At 70.1% G+C, this 16,854-nt stretch carries 19 protein-coding genes and 1 tRNA gene; 13 read left to right on the top strand and 7 right to left on the bottom strand.

What is annotated here, in order from left to right:
- The 4 genes from rph to RAC69_RS15130 all read left to right on the top strand — a co-directional run.
- A partial coding sequence (gene rph / locus RAC69_RS15145) for a ribonuclease PH (RefSeq protein ID WP_375087549.1) occupies window positions 1-705 on the top strand: 705 nt, incomplete at its 5' end.
- A complete protein-coding gene (gene rdgB / locus RAC69_RS15140; protein ID WP_375087548.1) occupies window positions 705-1,298 on the top strand; it encodes an RdgB/HAM1 family non-canonical purine NTP pyrophosphatase in 594 nt (197 codons plus the stop codon). The genes rph and rdgB, both read left to right, overlap by 1 nt.
- Before the next feature lie 60 nt (window positions 1,299-1,358).
- Window positions 1,359-1,934 (top strand): dihydrofolate reductase family protein, encoded by a 576-nt coding sequence (locus RAC69_RS15135; RefSeq protein WP_375087547.1) that lies wholly within the window; start codon window positions 1,359-1,361, stop codon window positions 1,932-1,934.
- Window positions 1,935-2,026: 92 nt separating this feature from the next.
- Complete coding sequence (locus tag RAC69_RS15130) at window positions 2,027-2,947, top strand: cation diffusion facilitator family transporter (RefSeq protein WP_375087546.1); 921 nt, start codon at window positions 2,027-2,029, stop codon at window positions 2,945-2,947.
- A 6-nt stretch (window positions 2,948-2,953) separates the two neighbouring features.
- On the opposite strand, the gene ligD is transcribed toward RAC69_RS15130, so the two are convergent.
- Window positions 2,954-4,909 carry a non-homologous end-joining DNA ligase gene (gene ligD / locus RAC69_RS15125; protein WP_375087545.1) on the bottom strand — a complete coding sequence of 652 codons (1,956 nt, stop codon included), beginning with the start codon at window positions 4,907-4,909 and terminating at the stop codon, window positions 2,954-2,956.
- Window positions 4,910-4,968: 59 nt separating this feature from the next.
- On the opposite strand from ligD, the gene RAC69_RS15120 reads away from it, so the two are divergent.
- Window positions 4,969-5,838: a Ku protein gene (locus tag RAC69_RS15120; protein ID WP_375087544.1), complete on the top strand. Its 870-nt coding sequence runs from the start codon at window positions 4,969-4,971 to the stop codon at window positions 5,836-5,838.
- 19 nt (window positions 5,839-5,857) lie between these two features.
- On the opposite strand, the gene RAC69_RS15115 is transcribed toward RAC69_RS15120, so the two are convergent.
- Together RAC69_RS15115 and RAC69_RS15110 are read right to left on the bottom strand one after the other, a co-directional pair.
- Entirely contained in the window at window positions 5,858-6,628 is a 771-nt protein-coding gene (locus tag RAC69_RS15115; protein WP_375087543.1) for a DedA family protein, read from the bottom strand.
- Between the two features lie 66 nt (window positions 6,629-6,694).
- A tRNA-Leu gene (locus RAC69_RS15110) sits at window positions 6,695-6,776 on the bottom strand.
- A 119-nt stretch (window positions 6,777-6,895) separates the two neighbouring features.
- On the opposite strand from RAC69_RS15110, the gene RAC69_RS15105 reads away from it, so the two are divergent.
- The 7 genes from RAC69_RS15105 to RAC69_RS15075 are packed head-to-tail and all read left to right on the top strand — an operon-like array spanning window position 6,896 to window position 11,337.
- A complete protein-coding gene (locus tag RAC69_RS15105; RefSeq protein WP_375087542.1) occupies window positions 6,896-8,083 on the top strand; it encodes a CpaF family protein in 1,188 nt (395 codons plus the stop codon).
- Window positions 8,080-8,943, top strand: coding sequence for a type II secretion system F family protein (locus tag RAC69_RS15100; RefSeq protein WP_375087541.1), 864 nt, complete (start codon window positions 8,080-8,082; stop codon window positions 8,941-8,943). Before RAC69_RS15105 ends, RAC69_RS15100 begins: the two co-directional genes overlap by 4 nt.
- Complete coding sequence (locus tag RAC69_RS15095) at window positions 8,940-9,878, top strand: type II secretion system F family protein (RefSeq protein ID WP_375087540.1); 939 nt, start codon at window positions 8,940-8,942, stop codon at window positions 9,876-9,878. The genes RAC69_RS15100 and RAC69_RS15095 overlap by 4 nt, the downstream gene beginning before the upstream one ends.
- Window positions 9,879-9,899: 21 nt before the next feature.
- On the top strand, window positions 9,900-10,097 hold the full coding sequence (locus RAC69_RS15090) for a hypothetical protein (protein ID WP_375087539.1): 198 nt from the start codon (window positions 9,900-9,902) through the stop codon (window positions 10,095-10,097).
- 13 nt (window positions 10,098-10,110) lie between these two features.
- Window positions 10,111-10,506 carry a TadE family protein gene (locus RAC69_RS15085; RefSeq protein ID WP_375087551.1) on the top strand — a complete coding sequence of 132 codons (396 nt, stop codon included), beginning with the start codon at window positions 10,111-10,113 and terminating at the stop codon, window positions 10,504-10,506.
- Complete coding sequence (locus tag RAC69_RS15080) at window positions 10,496-10,930, top strand: TadE family protein (protein WP_375087538.1); 435 nt, start codon at window positions 10,496-10,498, stop codon at window positions 10,928-10,930. The genes RAC69_RS15085 and RAC69_RS15080 overlap by 11 nt, the downstream gene beginning before the upstream one ends.
- 23 nt (window positions 10,931-10,953) lie before the next feature.
- Window positions 10,954-11,337, top strand: coding sequence for a hypothetical protein (locus RAC69_RS15075; RefSeq protein WP_375087537.1), 384 nt, complete (start codon window positions 10,954-10,956; stop codon window positions 11,335-11,337).
- A gap of 31 nt (window positions 11,338-11,368) precedes the next feature.
- Here RAC69_RS15075 and RAC69_RS15070 read toward each other — a convergent pair whose 3' ends face one another.
- Genes RAC69_RS15070 through RAC69_RS15060 form a run of 3 tightly spaced genes read right to left on the bottom strand, consistent with a single transcriptional unit; the run spans window position 11,369 to window position 13,967 of the window.
- A complete protein-coding gene (locus RAC69_RS15070; RefSeq protein ID WP_375087536.1) occupies window positions 11,369-12,139 on the bottom strand; it encodes a hypothetical protein in 771 nt (256 codons plus the stop codon).
- Window positions 12,140-12,189: 50 nt separating this feature from the next.
- Window positions 12,190-12,741: an NUDIX hydrolase gene (locus RAC69_RS15065; protein WP_375087535.1), complete on the bottom strand. Its 552-nt coding sequence runs from the start codon at window positions 12,739-12,741 to the stop codon at window positions 12,190-12,192.
- Window positions 12,738-13,967 carry an MFS transporter gene (locus RAC69_RS15060; RefSeq protein WP_375087550.1) on the bottom strand — a complete coding sequence of 410 codons (1,230 nt, stop codon included), beginning with the start codon at window positions 13,965-13,967 and terminating at the stop codon, window positions 12,738-12,740. Before RAC69_RS15060 ends, RAC69_RS15065 begins: the two co-directional genes overlap by 4 nt.
- A gap of 108 nt (window positions 13,968-14,075) precedes the next feature.
- Between RAC69_RS15060 and prfB the strand changes: the two genes are divergently transcribed.
- Window positions 14,076-15,185, top strand: a complete 1,110-nt coding sequence (gene prfB / locus RAC69_RS15055; protein ID WP_341933964.1) for a peptide chain release factor 2 — start codon at window positions 14,076-14,078, stop codon at window positions 15,183-15,185.
- Window positions 15,186-15,259: 74 nt separating this feature from the next.
- Here the strand turns inward: prfB and RAC69_RS15050 are convergent, their stop codons facing one another.
- Window positions 15,260-16,786 carry a DUF4352 domain-containing protein gene (locus tag RAC69_RS15050; protein ID WP_375087534.1) on the bottom strand — a complete coding sequence of 509 codons (1,527 nt, stop codon included), beginning with the start codon at window positions 16,784-16,786 and terminating at the stop codon, window positions 15,260-15,262.
- Window positions 16,787-16,854 lie beyond the last annotated feature (68 nt).

Below are 16,854 nucleotides of genomic sequence, written 5' to 3'. Positions count from 1 at the left end.
TCCACCGACCAGCTCCGCGAGGTCACCATCGAGCGCGGGTGGAGCGCACATGCCGAGGGATCGGCGCTCATCAGCTTCGGAGGCACGAAGGTGCTGTGCACCGCGTCGTTCACCAACGGCGTGCCGCGGTGGCTCACCGGCAAGGGCAAGGGCTGGGTCACCGCCGAGTACGCGATGCTGCCCCGCGCCACCAACAGCCGCAACGACCGCGAGAGCGTGAAGGGCCGCATCGGCGGGCGCACGCACGAGATCTCGCGACTCATCGGGCGAGCACTGCGTGCGGTCGTCGACACCAAGGCGCTCGGCGAGAACACGATCGTGATCGACTGCGACGTGCTCCAGGCCGACGGCGGCACGCGCACGGCCGCGATCACCGGCGCGTACGTCGCCCTCGCCGACGCGATCGAGTGGGGTCGGGAGAAGAAGTTCATCGGCAGGAACTCGACGCCCCTGATCGACTCGGTCTCGGCGATCTCCGTCGGCATCATCGACGGCGAGCCGATGCTCGATCTGGCATATGTCGAAGACGTGCGCGCCGAGACCGACATGAACGTCGTCGTCACCGGGCGAGGACTCTTCGTCGAGGTGCAGGGCACCGCCGAGGGAGCTCCGTTCGACAAGCGAGAGCTGGACGCGCTGCTCGACCTCGGAGTCGCCGGGTGCAACGACCTGAAGGACGCTCAGCGGAAGGCGCTCGCGGGCTGATGCGGGTCGTCCTCGCCACGCACAACCCGCACAAGGTCGCGGAGTTCCAGCAGATCGTGTCGTCGACGCGGCCCGATCTGGAGATCGTCGCGTACGACGGGCCTGAGCCGGTCGAGGACGGGGTGACCTTCGCCGAGAACGCGCTGCTCAAGGCGCGCGCGGCGTCCGCGCACACCGGGCTCCCTGCCCTCGCCGACGACTCCGGGATCTGCGTCGACGTCCTCGGCGGGTCGCCGGGTGTCTTCTCCGCGTACTGGGCGGGACAGAGGAAGGATGCCGCGGCCAACCTCGAGCTCCTCCTCGACCAGTTGCACGACATCGCCGACCCGCACCGCGCCGCGCACTTCACCTCGACGATCGCCCTGGTGATCCCCGATGGCGCCGAACACGTGGTCGAGGGCATCTGGCCCGGCCGCCTCGCGCACGCGGCATCCGGAGCCGGCGGGTTCGGCTACGACCCGATCTTCATCCCCGACGGGCAGCCGGGGGGCGAAGAGCGCTCGGTGGGGGAGTTCTCGGCCGAGGAGAAGCAGTCGCAGTCGCATCGGGCGCGGGCGTTCGCCGAGCTCGTACCCCTGCTCGCCACACTCTGACGCAGCCAGGGTAACCACTACGCTTGACGTACTTCATGCGTAGTGGTTACGGTGGTGGGCATGAGAGAGCTCACGTACTACATCGGCGTCACGCTCGACGGGTTCATCGCGGGGCCTGCTGACGAGGTCGACTTCTATCCCGTGACGGAGGGCTTCGCCGAGATGCTCGGCAGCGAACTGTCCGACATCCAGCCGGCTTTCGTTCGCGCCGGTCGAGGAGAAGCGGACGAACCGCTGACCCGCTTCGACACCGTGGTGATGGGTCGCCGTACGTACGAGCCCGCGCTCGCGCAGGGGGTCGTCGATCCGTACTCGCAGCTGCGCACGATCGTGATGAGCACGACGCTCGACGATCCGGGGCATGACAACGTCGAGATCGTGCGGACCGACCCCGTGGCGCGAGTCCGAGAGCTCAAGGCCGAGGACGGCCTCGGTATCTACCTCGCGGGCGGGGGCGGTCTCGCCGGTGTCCTCCTCGACGAGATCGACCGCCTGATCGTCAAGAAGTACCCGGTGATCGCCGGTTCCGGCATCCCCATGGTCGACCACGGGTTCCGACCGACGTCCTTCGCGCTCGACCGCGTGCGCACGTTCGACAACGGCTGCGCGGTGCTGGAGTACACGCGGACGCGCTGAGCGATGCCGACGGACACCTACTGAGAATCATCACCATTCCCGAGTAGCGGGGTCCGCCCCGAGCGGGCGGACCCCGCGTCTAGCCTGGTCACATGCACGATCACGCGCCCGCCGCTGGCGGCATCCGCTCGGCCAGCCACCGCCGCCTTCTGGCGATCTCGCTGACCCTGACGGCGACGATCATGGTCGTGCAGGTGGTCGGGGCGATCCTCACGGGCTCGCTCGCTCTGCTGGCCGATGCGGCGCATATGTTCACCGACGCGTCCGCACTCGTGATCGCGCTCATCGCCGCGGCGGTCGCCGCACGCCCCGCCGATGACCGGCGCACGTTCGGCTATCAACGCGCCGAGGTCCTCGGCGCCCTCATCAACGCGATCATCCTCATCCTCCTGTCCGGCTGGGTCGGCATCGAGGCGATCGGCCGTCTCGTCGGCCCCGGCGAGACGGAGGTCGCCAGCGGACTCATGCTGGTCGTCGCCGCGGTCGGCCTCATCGCCAACGCCGTCTCGATGTGGCTGCTGAGCCGCGCTCAGCGCAGCAGCATCAACGTGCGCGGCGCGTACCTCGAGGTCATGGGCGACCTCATCGGCTCCGCCATGGTGATCGTCGCCGCGATCGTCATCGTCACGACCGGATGGATGCCGGCGGACGCGATCGCGTCGATGGCCATCGCCGTCATGATCATCCCGCGTGCCATCGCCCTGCTCCGGGAGGTGTTCTCCGTGCTGTCCGAGTCGGCGCCGAAGGGGACCGCGGTCAGTGACATCCGCCAGCACCTGCTCGACTACGACGGCGTCGTCGGTGTGCACGACGTGCACGTCTGGCAGCTGACGAGGGGCGCGCCTGTGTTCACCGCGCACGTGAGCGTCGAACCGGCTCTGCTCGCCGACGGCCGCTCCGCGCGGCTCCTCGCCGATATGCAGTCGTGTCTCGCCGAGCATTTCGACGTCGAGCATTCGACCTTCCAGATCGAACCGGCGGAGCAGTCGGACTGCGAGCCGCACCACGCCTGAGTGCATTCAGGACTCGATGACGACCTCGTCGGGGCTCTTGTCAGGACGCAGGCCCCGCCACCGGGCGTGCCGCAGCACGCCGTCGGGGGTCCAGTTCGCGAACTCGACCTCGCCGACGAGCTCGGCCCGCACCCACAGCGCGTCCGAGGAGTCAGGGGCGGGCACGCCGTCGAGCGGTGCGTCCTTCACCCGCAGCGGAGCGAGTCGCGCGAGCAGGTCACGCAGCATCCTGTCGGTGAATCCCGTGCCGACACGACCGACGTAGCGCAGGCCCCCGGCATCCGGCACAGCGAGGAGGAGCGATCCGAACGTGCCCTCGCGGTCGCCCTTGCCGGGTCGGATGCCGACGATCACCGCCTCCTGCATGCGGGTGTTCTTGAGCTTCAGCCACGCCGGTGAGCGTTGCCCGGCGCGGTAGCGCGACCGCGGATCCTTCACGACGACGCCCTCCAGTCCGAACTCATCGCTGGCGGCGAGAGCGGCGTCGACGTCGTCGAAGACCGGCGGCACCTGGATCGGAGCGTCGAGGTCTGACACCACGTCCTCCAGCAGAGTCCGGCGCTGCGACAGCGGCAACGAGGCGAGGTCGTGGCCGTCGAGGCGCAGCAGGTCGAACACCATGTACACGATGGGGGTGCGGACGACCTCCCGCTCGATCTCCCGAGGGCGAGTGAGGTGCATGCGGTTCTGCAGCAGAGAGAAGCTGGGTCGGCCGTGCGAGTCGAACGCGACGATCTCACCGTCGAGGATGGCGTCGCCGACCGGCAGGAACGGGGCACCGTCGGCCGTGAGCTCCGGGTACCGCGCAGTGATGTCGGTGCCGCTGCGGGCGTGCAGGCGCAGCCGTCCGTCGCTCCACGTGCCGAGTGCGCGGATGCCGTCCCACTTCACCTCGACCCACGAGGGGTCGCTGAGCCCGCGGGCGATCGCCGGGGTGCCGTTCTCGGCGAGCATGGGCGCGACGGATGCTGCGACGGTATCGGCCGCGGGCGATGCTGCCGTGATGCGCGGGCGGTGCTCGGAGCGTGCGCGACGCGGCACCTCCGGCTGCTGCGCCGAGGCGGCGGCGTCGGCAGACGGACGCAACGACGCCAGCGGATCGCTGCCCGACGCGGCGCGCTCGAGCACCTCCTCGAAGTCGAGCTGCCGCAGGTCGGGGTCGTCGAGCTCGTCCCAGGTGCGCGGGGCGGCGACCCAGGGTTGCGCGCGACCGCGCATCGAGTACGGCGAGATCGTGGTCTTGCGGCCGTTGTTCTGGCTCCAGTCGAGGAACACCTTGCCGCCGCGCGCGACCTTGGCCATCGTGCTCGTCGCGAGGTCGGGGTGGTCGTTCTCGATGAGGCGCGCCACCTCCTTCACGACGGCGGAGATCTCGTCGCTCGTCTGCTGGCCGGGCAGGTTCGCATAGAGGTGGATGCCCTTGCTGCCGCTCGTGACGGGGAGCGGGTCGAGTCCGATGCCGGTGAGGATGCCGCGGGCGATGCGCGCGACCTCCGCGCACTGCGCGAGCTCGACGCCGGGACCCGGATCGAGATCGAGCACGAGGCGGTCGGGGCGCCCGGGGAGCCCGTCGGGGGTGAACCGCCACTGCGGGACGTGCAGTTCGATGGCTGCGACCTGCGCGAGCCAGACGAGGGTCGGCACGTCGTCGACGAGCGGGTAGTCCTTCGGTCCGTCCGAGTGCTCGATGGCCTGTCGCGGGATCCACTTCGGTGCTCCCGGTTCGAGCTGCTTGGTGAAGAAGGAATCCTCGGGGTTCCTGGCCGTGCCGACGCCCTCGACCCAGCGCTTCCTGGTGACCGGGCGGCCGTCGAGCAGGGGCAGGAGCTGCGGGGCGATCGCGGTGTAGTAGGCGATGATCTCGCCCTTGGTGGTGCCGGTCTCGGGGTAGACGACCTTGTCGAGGTTCGTGACGCGCAGACGGCGGCCCTCGATCTGCACGTTCTGCGCCTCCGGAGCCATGACGCCAGCGTAGTCAAGGGACTGGTTGTGACAGGTGCGACTGGTGTTCACTGGGTGGCATGAGGACCATCTGGAAGGGCGCACTGACGTTCGGACTCGTGAACGTGCCGGTGAAGGTGTACTCGGCGACCGAGGACCACGACGTTCCGCTGCACCAGGTGCACGACAAGGACGGCGGGCGCATCCGCTACCAGCGCACGTGCGAGGTGTGCGGTGAGACCGTCGCCTACTCCGACATCGACCGCGCCTACGTCGATGACGGCCAGACGGTCGTGCTCACGAAGGACGACCTCGCGGCGCTGCCCGCCGAGCGGAGTCGGGAGATCGACGTCGTCGAGTTCGTGCCATCGGAACAGGTCGACCTGCTCACTCTCGACAAGGCGTACTACCTGGAGCCGGACTCGAAGTCGCCGAAGGCCTACGTGCTGCTGCGCAAGACGCTGGAGCAGACCGACCGCACCGCGATCGTGCGGTTCACCCTGCGCCAGAAGACCCGGCTCGCCGCGCTCCGCGTGCGCGGCAAGGTGCTCGTGCTGCAGACGCTGCTCTGGGCGGACGAGGTGCGCGAGGCCGATTTCCCGTCGCTCGACGAGGACGTGCGCATCTCGAAGAAGGAGCTCGAGCTGTCGTCGTCGCTCGTCGACAGCTACTCGGCCGACTTCGACGCCGAGTCGTTCGTGGACGAGTATCAGAAGGAGCTGCGCACCCTCATCGACGCGAAGATCGAGGCCGGGGACACGTTCGACGTGTCGGACACGTTCGGCGAGGAGGATGCCGACGCGAAGAGCGGCGAGGTCATCGACCTCATGGAGGCGCTCCGGGCCAGCGTCGCCAAGTCGAAGGCGGCGCGGTCAGGCGGCAAGGACGCCGACTCCGACGAGAAGCCGAAGAAGGCGTCGAAGCCGGCGGCGAAGAAGAAAGCCGGCTGACCGGCATCCGCTCCGCTCGTCAGTGCGTGCCGTCGCCGTCGAGGTCGGGCGCGCGGTCGAAGACCTCGGGCTCGAGCGCGAGCTCCTCGGCCTCCGCGGCGTCGGTGGTCGCGTCGCCGGCAGCTGCCGCCTTCTTCGCCTTGTGACGCTCGGACAGGTAGTGCCACAGGGTCACGAGCGCCGTGCCGCCGACCGCGGCGAGCAGGATGAGGTCGATGTAGCTCTCGACGAACTCGGCGACGGGCGGGATGAAGCCGATCAGGTAGCCGAACATCGTGAGGCCGAAGCCCCACAGCACGGCGCCGATGAGGTTGTACAGCGTGTACTTGCGCCAGGGCATGTGGCCGACGCCGGCCGCGACGGGCGCGAAAGTGCGGACGATCGGCACGAAGCGGGCGAGGATGACGGTGATGCCGCCGAAGCGCTCGAAGAACGCGTTCGTGCGTTCGACGTTCTTCTTGCTGAAGAGGCCCGATTCCTTGCGTTCGAAGACCGCGGGGCCGCCCTTGTGGCCGATCACGTAGCCGACTTCACCGCCGACGAACGCGGCGAGGCCGATGAGCAGAGCCACGAACCACACGTTGATGCCGAACACGCCGTGCTCCGACCCCGCGAGCGGGTGCGAGAGGAGGCCCGAGATCACGAGCAGAGTGTCGCCGGGGAGCAGGAAGCCCACGAGGAGTCCGGTCTCCGCGAACACGATGAAGCACACCACGAGAAGCGCCCAGGGACCGGCCGTGCCGATGATGGTGGCGGGGTCGAGCCAGGGGATGAGAGCGGCGTGATGCATGGACTTCCCGTCGTAGAGCTGTGTGCGGCGGCTTGGTCGTCGGCCGCCGAGGATGCGACTGATCGGTGCGGAAGGTGGGACTTGAACCCACACGCCCGAAGGCACAGGAACCTAAATCCTGCGTGTCTGCCGATTTCACCACTCCCGCGCGGTGGGATAAGTCTACTGACCGGGGCATCCGGTGTTGCTGGGGATCCGCCCGCAGCCGTATGAGGACGGTGTGGATAACTCCCGCCGCGAGTCCCGCAACCTTGCGAGGATGCTCGAGTGATCCAGCCCTCCGTCCTCATCGCCGAACGCGTCCGCGCGCGACTGCGCAGCCAGGGCATCGAACCGGCCTTCGACGCGGATGCCGCGAGGGCGGTGGCCCAGACCGAGGTGCGTCGGTTCAACGACCTCGCGCTGACGCAGGGCGGTGCGCTCGTCGATGATGAGACCGCGTGCCTGCGCGACGTGCTCGCGTCGCTCGGCGGATTCGGTGCTCTGCAGCCACTGCTCGACGACCCCGAGATCGAGGAGATCTGGCTCAACGGACCCGACAGCATCCACATCGCCCGTCACGGGGTCGCGGAGCGGATCGATCTGCGGTTGACGGGGGAGGGCCTGCGCGACCTCATCGAGCGGATGCTGCACTCGACCGGTCGCCGGGTCGACATCAGCCAGCCGTTCGTCGATGCCTCGCTGCCCGACGGTTCACGCCTGCACGTCGCGATCGCGGACGTCGTGCGGGGCGGCACGGCGGTCAACATCCGGAAGTTCCTGCCGCGCTACCGGTCGTTGGAAGCGCTCGTCGAGCAGGGGGCGCTGCCGGCTCGGCTCGCGAGGAGGCTCGCGGATTCGATGAGGGAGGGCCGGAGCATCGTGGTCTCCGGAGCGACCCACGCGGGCAAGACGACGGTTCTGGGCGCTCTGCTCGCCAGCTGCGTGACCGCGCAGCGAGTCGTGACCGTGGAGGAGACATTCGAGCTCGGGCTCCAGGGGCCCGATGTGGTCGCGCTCCAGGGGCGGCAGGCGAGTCTGGAGGGAACCGGCGAGATCACGCTGCGGCGGCTCGTGAAGGAGGCGCTGCGCATGCGCCCCGATCGGCTGGTGATCGGCGAGGTCCGCGATGCGGAGGCCCTCGATCTCGTGCTCGCCCTCAACACCGGTGTCCCCGGCGCGGCGACCGTGCACGCGAACTCCGCCGCGGAGGCGCTGGAGAAGCTCACGGTCCTACCGCTGCTCGCCGGCCGGAACATCGACCGGAGCTTCGTCGCCCCGGCGCTCGCGCGCGCGGTGGACCTCGTGGTGCACTGCGCCCGCGACGCCCAGGGGGCGCGGCGCGTGGTGGAGGTGATCGAGCCGACGGGTGAGGTCGTCGACGGCCGCCTCGCAGCGCGGACGGTCTACCGGCACCTCGACACTGCCGTGCAGCCCGGCGGGCACGGGCTCCGACGGGCGGGGGCTGCGCCGTGACCCTCTTTCTCGGAGCGCTGCTGGCCGCCGGCGTCCTCCTGGTCTCGTCCCCGTGGTTGTGGCCGCGCCGCGCGGCGGCCACACCGGCCTCGGCTGACCGACGAGGTCGTCTCGCGCGGATGCTCGGCGAGGCGGGATTCGCTGCGGTCGCACCGCGCACGCTGATCACGGCGATGATCGCGCTCGCTGCGGCGACAGCATCCGTCGTGTGGCTGGCCGTCCCGATCCCCGCTCTCGCGGTCCTCGCGGCGGGGGCGGCCACAGCCGCGCCCGTGATGTTCCTCCGCGCTCGCCGTCTCCGTCTGCGCAAGCTTCGTCGCCAGGTGTGGCCCGACGTCTGCGACCTGCTGATCGCGTCGATCCGCGTCGGTCTGTCGCTGCCGGATGCCGTCGCGAGTCTGGCGGAGTCGGCACCGGGGATGATGCGGCCGGCCTTCGCGATGTTCGCACGCGACCTCCGGGCGACGGGGCGCTTCGAGTCGAGCCTCGACCGGCTCAAGACGTCGCTCGCCGATCCCGTCGCCGATCGGATCCTCGAGACACTGCGCATGGCGAGACAGGTCGGCGGGACCGAGCTCGGCGCCGTCCTTCGAGCGCTGTCGGCGTCCGTGCGCGCCGACGCCGCGCTGCGGGGGGAGGCCGACGCGCGACAGTCCTGGATCAGGGGCGCTGCAGTGCTCGGAGCGACCGCGCCATGGGTCATCCTCGGGCTGCTCGTGATGCGTCCGGAGGGAGCGTCCGCCTACGGAACGCCGGAGGGCGTCATCGTGATCGGGGTGGGAGCCGCGATCTCGGTCATCGCCTACCGGATCATGATCCGGATCGGACGCCTCCCCGAGCCCGAACGGTGGTTCGGATGAGCGTCCTCTCCGCCGCGGCCCTCTCGGTCCTCGGCGGAGGAGCGCTCGCCGCGGGGCTGCTGCTGATGCTCTCGACGGTTCCGAGGTGGTCGGCCACCCCGCTGATGGTCCGACTCGCCCCGTACGTGCGCGATTCGGTCGCCGACGACGCCATGCCGCGTGCGGCAGTCCCGTCGCTGCAGCGGCTTCCCGCAGCGGGGCGGGCGCGCACCGAACGGCTGACGGCGGTGATCGACCTCGCGTCCGGAGGGAGCGATGCGCTACGACGACGCCTCGCGCAGGCGGGGACCTCTGTGTCGCCGACCGTCTTCCGCGGCCGCCAGCTCGGGTGGCTGGTCTCCGGGATCGCGGTCGGCGCCGCGATCGTGGTCATCGTCGTGGTCGTGGGGCGGATGTCGCCCCCGGTCGCGTTGGCGCCTCTGCTGCTCGGGGCGGGTACGGCGATGGGGTACGACATGAGGCTCACGGCCCGGGTCGCCTCCCGTCGAGCGCGTCTCGCCGAGGAGCTCCCGACCACGTTGGAGTTCCTCTCGCTGTGCCTCTCGGCTGGGGAGGGCCTGCTGGATTCGCTCCGGCGCGTGGCCGCGGTCGGAACGGGCGAGCTCACGGTGGAGCTGCGACGCGTGGTCGTCGCGGTGGGCACCGGGTCGCCTGTCGGGGACGCGCTGCGCGAACTGGCGTCGCGTGCGGACCTGCCGGGACTCAGCCGCGCGGTCGATCAGGTGATCGCCGCCCTCGAGCACGGGGCGCCCCTCGCCGGCGTCCTGCAGGCCCAGGCGGGTGATGCCCGAGAAGACGCCAAGCGCGTGCTCATCGAACAGGCGGGGCGCAAGGAGATCCTCATGCTCTTCCCGCTGGTCTTCCTCATCCTGCCGCTGTCGGTGCTCTTCGCCATCTACCCCGGCCTCTTCATCCTGCGACTCGGCATCGGCTGAGCGCTCCTCGGAAAGGACGACATGAACGACACTTCACTCCGCTGCTCCCGAGCAGCGCGATGGAACCGCGAACTGCTACAGGACGAGGCCGGGGATGTGCCGGGCTGGGTGCTCGTCACATTGATGACCGCCGGGCTCGTCGTGCTGATCTGGGCCGTCGCGGGGCCGGCACTGAGCGCGCTATTCGAGCAGGCCATTCAGCGCGTATCCGGTCTCTGAGCGCGTGAACCAGATGCGCGTTCTCCGGGCGGGTGACCGCGGGTCGAGCCCGGTCGAGTTCGTTCTCGTCGGCACGATGCTGACCGCATTGACGCTCGCGGTGCTGCAGCTCGCACTCGCGGTCTACGTGCGCAACGTCGTCCATGACGCGGCGCTCGAGGGCGCTCACCATGCGGCCCTGGCAGACGTGGCTCTCGAGGAAGGGGCGAGTCGTGCGCGCGAGGTGATCACGCAGGCCATCGGCTCGAGCTACGCCGGTGACGTCTCGGCGGCCCGGGTGGAGCGGAGCGGGCGCCGCGTGGTGGTGGTCCGCATCCGCACGGCTCTGCCGGTCATCGGTCTGATCGGCATCCCCTCGGCGATGCAGGTCGACGCCCATGCTCCAGCGGAGTCGTTCGATGAGCGATGATCGCGGGTCAGCCGCTCTCGAGTTCATCACGGTCGGGGTGATCCTGCTGGTGCCGCTGGTGTACCTCATCGTCGCGCTCGGGAGCATTCAGGAGCACACGCTCGGTGCCGAGGCCGCGGCTCGTCACCTCGCGCGGGCGATCGCGCTCGCGCCGGATGCCGAGACGGCCGCCGCGCACGGAGACCTGGTCGTCGAGAGCATCGCCGAGCAGTACGGGATCGACCACGGGGCGCTGGAAGTGTCGGTGACGTGCACCCCGCGCACCGCGGAATGCCCCGTGCCCGGTGCGCTCATGACGGTGACCGTCGCCACCCGGATGCCGCTCCCTCTGGTGCCGCCGGTGTTGGGGTTCGACGCCGCGGCATCCATCCCCGTGGAGGGCACAGCGGTGCAGAAGGTGTCCCGTCTGTGGGGGACGCGGTGACAAGGGAAGGCGAGGGCGGGAGCGTGCTCCTGCTCACCCTCGGGTACGCCCTGCTCGCCCTCGCCCTCATCCTGGTTGCCGTCACCGCGACCGACCTGTACATCGCGCAGAAGCGCCTCGATGCGCTCGCCGACTCCGCCGCGCTCGCCGCAGCGGACGGCTTCACGGTCGAGGTGGAGGGCGACGTCGTGCACGCGAGGCTCACCGACGGGGGAGTGCGCGAGCAGGCGACCGCCGTACTCGAGGGGATGCCGGGGCGGGCCGCGCTCGTCGCCGCGACCGCGCCGGACGGACTCTCGGCCCGGGTGACGATCGCCGCGAAGTGGCACCCGCCGGTCGTCTCGCTCTTCGTCCCGGAGGGCGTGCATCTCGAAGCCACCGCCACGAGCCGCACCGCGCTGCGCTGACGGATCCGCTCTCCTCGGTCGCGGGAAGAGGTCAGGGGAAGAGGTGCCCGAGCACGTACCAGTCCCCGGAATCGAAGGCTGCCGCGACGAACGGGACGATGGCGGGATCGATGTCCGGGGCGAGCTGCGTCCAGAGCGCCCTCGCAGCCGTCAGGTCTCGGTTGCGGACGAACGTGCCCATCTCGTAGATCGCCGTGTTGTGGGCCACGGTGTTCGTCTCGTTCGGGATCGCGCCGTACGGGGAGTAGGGATCGATCCACGGGATGTCGGGGTCGGGGCGGAGGATCAGCTCCTGACCCGGTTGAATGGCCACTCCCAGCACATGATTGAACGGGACCAGGCCGGGATAGGAGACGCAGAGGCGCTCGCCGATCGCGATGAGGTTGTCGTTCGGGGCAACGATGTACGCACGGATCCCGGCCGCATCCGAGACGACCTCGCCGCGGGCGCCGTCCTGAACGCCCATGTCCATGACGGCACCCCCGAGCATCTGGAGGACGCCGTCCTTGACCCCGAGCATCGCGGTCGTGGTGCAGTCGCCGGGGCCGCCGGCCGGAATCCATGTGCCGTCCCCGAGGGGCACATACCCGAGGTCCGCGAGGGACTGCTCATCGCTCGATGTCTCTTCGCGTGTCGGTGTGGGCGTCGGAGACGCGGTGGACGTCTTCGTCAGCTCGCCGATGCCCTGCGCGGTGGTGTGCGCGATATCTGCGATGACCATCACGGTCGGGAGGGCGGCGGCGGCGAGTCCGCCCACGACCAGCGCGGAGACCCCGAGGGCGATCTTCGCGCGGAGCTCCATGAGGAGGAATATATCGAGGCGCTGTTACCGGCGCCAGGGCCGCCCGCGATTCAGCCGCGCAGCCGCGCGAGCGCGTGCTCCACGCGGCGGTGGAACTGGGGCGGCACCTCGTCGGGGAGTGCGTCGATCGGCCACCATCGCACGTCCTCCGACTCGTCACTGACCCGCAGCGCGCCCTCGTCGGTGACGACGAACAGGACCCCGACGTCGAGGTGTGAGGCGCACCGGCCGAAGGCGGCGGACAGCTCGTGGTGGTCGAGGTCGTAGACGAAGGAATCGCCGGGCGGCGGGGCCGTGACGCCGGTCTCCTCCCGCAGTTCACGGAGCGCGGCATCTGCTACCGACCCGTCGCCGGGTTCGAGGTGACCGCCCGGCTGCACCCAGAAGCGCCCCTTGCCGTGGAACACGAGCAGGATGCGGGAGAGCGACCGATCGAAGACGAACGCCGACGCCGTCGCATGGCGGGGTCCGTCGTCGCGCTGCACCGGTCCGTCGTCGTCGGAGAAGAAGGAGGCGAAGTCCTCCTGGACCACTCGATCCTGGTCCGAGGTCACCGGGAAGCCGGCGACCAGACGGCGGATGTCTGCGCCGAGGGCGCTCACGCGTCATCCTTCGTCCGCGGCACGAACCGGGGGATCCAGCGGATGAAGCCCACCGCGCCGACGAGCCCGATCACGCCCATCGCGGCGGCGGCGATCGGCAGGGAGGCGACGGCGGTGATGCCCGACACGAGGAGCGGAGCGGCCGCGCCACCGGCATCCGTGAGCGTCCGCCACGAGCCGAGGAACGCCGCCGGCTCGCGCTTCGGGGCCACGTCCGCCCCCAGGGTCAGCAGGATGCCGCTAGAGAGCCCGTTGCCGACGCCGAGGACGGCGGCGAACATGCCGAACCACAGCACCGCGGCGTCCAGATCGTGGGTGAGTGACAGCGCGACGAAGCCCGCCCCCATGAGGAGCATCGCAGGCATGGCCGCCCAGAGTCGGCCGAACCGGTCCATCACCTGTCCGCTCGCGTAGAAGAGGGCGAAGTCGATCGCTCCGGAGACGCCCACGACGAGCGCGATGGTCGAGGCGTCGAGGCCGAGCGAGAGACCCCACAGCGGCAGTACGACCTGGCGGGCAGAGCGCACGGCCGACAGCGATGCGGCGGCGAGGCCGAGGCGGCCGAGCACGGTGCGCTGCACCCACATCGTGCGGAAGATGCCGGCGCGCTCGGCGGTGGGGATCGATCCGCTGACCGCCTCACCCGAATCCGACATCAGGGGAGCGGTGCGCACCGCGGTGGTCGGAGGGATCGTTTTCTCGGGGTCGGGTCCGAACAGCACGAGCACGACCATCACGATGAGGCAGGCGAGGAAGAACCAGATCGCCGCGATCTCGGACCCGAACAGCTGCAGCAGGCCGGCGGCCACGAACGGGCCGATGAAGACGCCGAGACGGAAGCTGCCGCCCAGCAGCGACAGCGCCCTCGCGCGGAAGGCGATCGGCACGCGCGTGGTCATGAACGCGTGCCGCGCGAGACCGAACGCCGCCGCGCAGAAGCCGAGGAGGAAGACGGATGCCGCGAGTACCGCGGGCGACGGGGCGAACACCATGCCGATACCCGCCCCGATCGCGACGATGCCGGCGATGACCATGGTGTACCGCTCGCCGATCCTCGCGACGGCCCAGCCCGCGGGCAGGTTGCCGCACAACTGGCCCACGACGAGCGCCGAGGCGACCAGGGCGGCGAAGGCGACATCCGCGCCCATCGAGGCGGCGATGACGGGGATGAGAGGGATGACCGCGCCCTCGCCGAGGGAGAAGAGGATCGTCGGGAGGTACACCATCGGCCCGAAACGCCTCAGGACCGTGGATGCACCGCTCACTCCCTTCACGCTACTCCCGTTCACCGGGCGTCCCCGTCCGAGCAGGCGGCACGTTAGGCTGGAAGCGCCATGCTCGAACTCGATCTCTCCGCCGACATCCAGGCCCTCCGCGTCACCTACGGTGACATCCGCGAGGTCGTCGATGTCGATGCGCTCCGCTCCGACATCGCCAAGCTCAGTGAAGAGGCCGGCGCTCCCGACCTCTGGGACGACACCGAGCGCGCACAGAAGGTCACGAGCGCCCTCAGCCACCGCCAGTCGGCCCTCGCGCGCGTCGAGGGCATCGGCCGCCGTCTCGACGACCTCGAAGTGCTCGTCGACCTCGCGAATGAGATGGGCGACGAGGACTCCGCGATCGAGGCCCGCAACGAGCTCGCCGCGCTGACCGAGGTCATCAACCAGCTCGAGGTGCAGACGCTCCTCGACGGCGAGTACGACGAGCGCGCCGCGATCATCACGATCCGCTCGGGCGCCGGCGGCGACGACGCCACGGACTTCGCCGAGATGCTCATGCGCATGTACCTGCGCTACGCCGAGCAGCACAAGTACCCGGTCAAGGTGATGGACACGTCGTACGCGGAGGGCGCCGGCATCAAGTCGGCGACGTTCGAGATCGACGCGCCCTACGCCTTCGGCACCCTGTCGGTCGAGGCGGGCACCCACCGTCTCGCACGCATCAGCCCGTTCGGCTCGGCCGACAAGCGTCAGACGTCGTTCGCCGCCGTCGAGGTCATCCCGCTCATGGAGGAGGCGACCGAGGTCGACATCCCCGAGGGCGACATCCGCGTCGACGTGTTCCGCTCGTCGGGCCCCGGCGGCCAGTCGGTCAACACGACCGACTCGGCCGTGCGCATCACGCACCTCCCGACCGGGATCGTCGTGTCGATGCAGAACGAGAAGTCGCAGATCCAGAACCGCGCCGCCGCGATGCGCGTGCTGCAGACCCGCCTCCTGCTGCTGCAGAAGGAAGAGGAAGCAGCGAAGAAGAAGGAACTCGCGGGCAACATCACCGCGAGCTGGGGCGATCAGATGCGCTCGTACTTCCTCTACGGCCAGCAGCTGGTCAAGGACCTCCGCACCGGACACGAGTCGGGCAACCCGGCAGCGGTGTTCGACGGAGACCTCGACGGTTTCATCTCTGCCGGCATCCGCTGGCGCAAGCGCAAGGAAGAGGACTGAGCACCTCAGTCCTGCCGCACTGAGAGAGGGCCGGAATCCCCGCGGGGATTCCGGCCCTCTCTCGTCGTCGGGTCTCAGCCGGCGGTCGGGGTGACCGTGATGCGCGCGACCTCCTGGAACATCTCGTCCGTGACGATGACGGTGTACGAGGCGCTCTGCGCGACGTCGAACGTGACCTTGCCGCTGATCGAGTCGCCGGCCTCGAGGTCCTCGCTGCTGAGCTGGCCGTCGGCGAAGAAGTCGTACGTGCCCTCGGCGCCCTCCGCCGTCTCGATCGCGAAGTAGATGGGGTTGACGTAGCTCGTGCCCTCGAGACCGGTGACGGTCACGTCGAGGATGACGAAGCCGCCGTTGGTCGACGGGATGCTGGAGCCGTCGCTCGTGCTCCACGTCGCGGACGTGACGGTGATCTCGCTGGCGCCGGAGTACTGCTCGATCGTGATCGGCTCGCCGAGCGTGCCCTCGACGACCTCGGGCGGAGTCGAGGTGCCGTCATCGGAGTCGTCGGTGCTGTAATCGCTCGACGGCGGTGCGCTCGGAAGGTCGCGCACCACGCCGGCGACCGTCGAGATCGCGAAGACGAAAGCCATGACGACAGCGATCACGGTCCCCACGACCGAGAGCACGATACCGGCGATGCCCGGCCACTTCCTGCCCTTGAGGAACACCGAGATCAGCGACACGATGAAGCCTGCGGCGAGCAGGATCCAGCCGAACACGAACGTGAACGGGATGCAGGACAGGATCGTGCCGAGTGCAGCGGCACCGAGGCCGATCAGACCCACGATAGAGAGCGGCGCGGGCGCTGCGGGGGCGGCGGCATACGGATATCCGCCGGGGGCCCCGTACGCGGGGGCTGCGGGCGGGTAGCCGCCTCCCTGATAGCCCTGCTGGGCCGCACCGGGGTACGACGGTGCGCCGCCGTAGGGGGGCGCCTGCGGCGGCTGGGGTGCCGGTGCGGAACCGGGGTACGAGGCTGCGGCCCCCGGGTAGACGGGCGCGCCCGCGTACGGCGGCGCACCGCCGTCGACAGGCGCGGTCGGGCCGGTCGAGCCAGGAGCCGTGAACGGCGTGGTCGGCTGTGTGCCGTAGCCGGATGTGTCCGCGCCATCCGCTGCGCTCGGCGCAGACCACGACGGCGTCGACTCGGGTGCGACGACCGTCTCTTCGGCCGGCTCCGCCGCAGCGGGCGTCGAGTCCACGGGGGCGGTGTGCCCGGGAGTGCTCTGCTCGTGCGCCGCGGGCTGGTGCCCCGCGGGCTCGTGCGCCGCGTGATCGGTCGCGGCGGGCTCGGCGGAGGGAGCGGGAGCGCCCGTCGAGGGCTGCTCCCACGCGCCGCTCTCGACGGCCGAGATCGACCCGACTGCGGCTGCGGTCTCGGCGGCGGCGGCCGACTCGGGCACGCTCGCATCGGCCTCCGCAGAGGCGTCCGCGTCCGAGGCGCCGACGATCGAGGCGTCGGCGACCGACGAGTCCGCGGTCTGCTCGGCGCCGGAGTCCGCGGCATCCGCGGCCGGGGCGAAGTGCTCCGTCCACTGCGTGCCGTCCCACCAGCGCTGACGTCCGGATCCGTCGTCGTACCAGCCTGCGGGCGTCGTCATGGGGTCCCCCTCGAATCATCGTCCGTGCGATCGGCACGGATCGGCAGCGCCGCTGTATACCGGCACAT

Origin of the sequence: Microbacterium sp. LS_15, assembly GCF_041954735.1 — a bacterium.
In the GTDB taxonomy this organism is placed as follows: domain Bacteria; phylum Actinomycetota; class Actinomycetes; order Actinomycetales; family Microbacteriaceae; genus Microbacterium.
This window is presented reverse-complemented; position numbering and strand designations above follow the sequence as displayed.

Coding starts and splice junctions, on each gene's coding strand:
- rdgB (WP_375087548.1), top strand. CDS start 705: ATGCGGGTCGTCCTCGCCACGCACAACCCGCACAAGGTCGCGGAGTTC.
- RAC69_RS15135 (WP_375087547.1), top strand. CDS start 1,359: ATGAGAGAGCTCACGTACTACATCGGCGTCACGCTCGACGGGTTCATC.
- RAC69_RS15130 (WP_375087546.1), top strand. CDS start 2,027: ATGCACGATCACGCGCCCGCCGCTGGCGGCATCCGCTCGGCCAGCCAC.
- ligD (WP_375087545.1), bottom strand. CDS start 4,909: ATGGCTCCGGAGGCGCAGAACGTGCAGATCGAGGGCCGCCGTCTGCGC.
- RAC69_RS15120 (WP_375087544.1), top strand. CDS start 4,969: ATGAGGACCATCTGGAAGGGCGCACTGACGTTCGGACTCGTGAACGTG.
- RAC69_RS15115 (WP_375087543.1), bottom strand. CDS start 6,628: ATGCATCACGCCGCTCTCATCCCCTGGCTCGACCCCGCCACCATCATC.
- RAC69_RS15095 (WP_375087540.1), top strand. CDS start 8,940: ATGAGCGTCCTCTCCGCCGCGGCCCTCTCGGTCCTCGGCGGAGGAGCG.
- RAC69_RS15090 (WP_375087539.1), top strand. CDS start 9,900: ATGAACGACACTTCACTCCGCTGCTCCCGAGCAGCGCGATGGAACCGC.
- RAC69_RS15085 (WP_375087551.1), top strand. CDS start 10,111: ATGCGCGTTCTCCGGGCGGGTGACCGCGGGTCGAGCCCGGTCGAGTTC.
- RAC69_RS15080 (WP_375087538.1), top strand. CDS start 10,496: ATGAGCGATGATCGCGGGTCAGCCGCTCTCGAGTTCATCACGGTCGGG.
- RAC69_RS15070 (WP_375087536.1), bottom strand. CDS start 12,139: ATGGAGCTCCGCGCGAAGATCGCCCTCGGGGTCTCCGCGCTGGTCGTG.
- RAC69_RS15060 (WP_375087550.1), bottom strand. CDS start 13,967: ATGGTGTACCTCCCGACGATCCTCTTCTCCCTCGGCGAGGGCGCGGTC.
- prfB (WP_341933964.1), top strand. CDS start 14,076: ATGCTCGAACTCGATCTCTCCGCCGACATCCAGGCCCTCCGCGTCACC.
- RAC69_RS15050 (WP_375087534.1), bottom strand. CDS start 16,786: ATGACGACGCCCGCAGGCTGGTACGACGACGGATCCGGACGTCAGCGC.